This is a genomic window from Pseudomonas sp. P5_B3, assembly GCF_056400405.1.
In genome coordinates this window covers 1-1,838 of record NZ_JBFULI010000124.1, presented here as the reverse complement: position 1 = coordinate 1,838, position 1,838 = coordinate 1, and the positions used below count along the sequence as shown (strand labels likewise).

The 1,838-nt window shown below is 56.9% G+C and carries 1 protein-coding gene; it reads left to right on the top strand.

The window, feature by feature from the left end; all coding sequences use genetic code 11:
* Nucleotides 1–422 precede the first annotated feature (422 nt).
* Nucleotides 423–1,739 (top strand): group II intron reverse transcriptase/maturase, encoded by a 1,317-nt coding sequence (gene ltrA / locus AC1DRN_RS29880; protein WP_457266257.1) that lies wholly within the window; start codon nucleotides 423–425, stop codon nucleotides 1,737–1,739.
* Nucleotides 1,740–1,838: the final 99 nt, after the last annotated feature.

The following is a 1,838-nucleotide window of genomic DNA, read 5'->3' as shown; positions in this document are numbered from 1 at the left end:
CCCAGCATGGGCGCAATCTTGCGGGTGAAAGTCCCGTCGTAAGCTGACCACAGCGAACGAAGTGAAGCGCAACTGCATGAGGGCGACCGAGTGTGGGGAGGAAGCGTGAATCGAAACCGCGAGCCGATGGACAAGAACCGGATATAAGGCGAAGCCGATCAGGGCGAGCGAGCAAAAGATCGCGAAGCTCTTGTGGTCAAGGATCAGGCTGCGTAAATCCGGCGGTTGTGCGGGGAAGGATTGCGTTCTTACCTGGGGAGATCTCGCCTTGTGTCTGAAAGGGCGACGGTGCGAGCCGGAGCGAGAAGTCAGCAGAGGCCGTAGTAGTCYTTTTTTTTGACGAAGGGCCGAACGAGAGAGAGTGTTGTAGGCCATGTTGATGCGAACGACCGGAAGTCAGATGCCTGCCAAACGCGGGGCGGATGGAGATAACGAGCGGTGAARCCGTGAGAAGTCCCGCCAGCGACGAGGTCAATCGCCCGCAAGATGAATCCGACAACGCAGGGCAAAGGCTGCTGGAACGGGCCTTTGCGAGAGAAAACCTGAAACGGGCGTGGAAACGGGTCAAAGCYAATAAAGGTGCAGCGGGAGTTGACGGTCTGGACATTGAACAGACTGCTGAAGCCTTGCTGACTCAATGGCCAGTGATTTGTGAACAGCTACTTTCAGGTGTCTACCGGCCCAGTCCGGTAAGACGCGTGGTCATCCCCAAACCTGACGGCGGTGAACGCGAGTTGGGCATTCCGACGGTCACCGACCGCCTGATTCAACAAGCACTGCTGCAAGTCTTGCAGCCACTCCTCGATCCGACCTTCAGTGAACACAGCTACGGCTTTCGCCCGGGACGTTGCGCGCAGGACGCCGTTTTGGCGGCTCAGCGGTATGTGTCCTCGGGGCGCCAAGTGGTGGTGGATGTTGATCTGGAGAAGTTCTTCGACCGGGTCGATCACGACATTTTGATTGATCGCCTACGCAAACGGATTGCGGAACGGGCGGTTATTCGACTGGTCCGGGCGTACCTGGATGCGGGAACGCTGATCAATGGCGTAATCGAGAAAAGCCGCTACGGGGCGCCGCAGGGCGGTCCACTGTCACCGTTGCTGGCAAATGTGCTGCTGGACGAAGTGGATCGGGAGCTTGAACATCGAGGTCATTGCTTCGTGCGCTATGCCGACGACGCGAACGTTTATGTTCGCAGTCATAAAGCCGGGCAGCGGGTGATGATCTTGCTGAGGCGTCTGTATGAAAAGCTGCACTTGAGCATCAACGAGAGCAAGAGCGCGGTGGCCAGTGCGTTTGGTCGCAAGTTTCTGGGTTATGCATTTTGGTGCGCCCGTGACGAAGTCAAACGTGCGGTATCTCAGAAGGCACAAAAGCAATTCAAGCAACGTATCCGGCAGTTCACTCGCCGTTCATGTGGCCGCAGTTTGCAGCAGGTCGTCGACCTCCTACGTCCCTATTTGCTGGGTTGGAAAGCCTATTTCAAGTTGTCGCAAACACCAGGCGTCTGGCGCGAATTGGACAAATGGATGCGGCACCGACTCAGAGCGATTCAACTCAAGCAATGGAAGCGGGGAACGACGACTTATCGTGAATTACGGGCTTTGGGTGCGAGTAAAGAAGTCGCCCAGAAAGTGGCATGTAACACCCGTCGTTGGTGGGACAACAGTCGATGGGCCTTGAATTGGGTGCTTAATCTCGCGTGGTTTGATCGCTTGGGACTTCCACGTCTCTCCTGACCTCAATCCCTCGAACCGCCCGGTGCGGACCCGCATGCCGGGTGGTGTGGCAGGGGTACGGTCTATGAAGGCCGTCCCCTATGCCGATTTATGCCGATT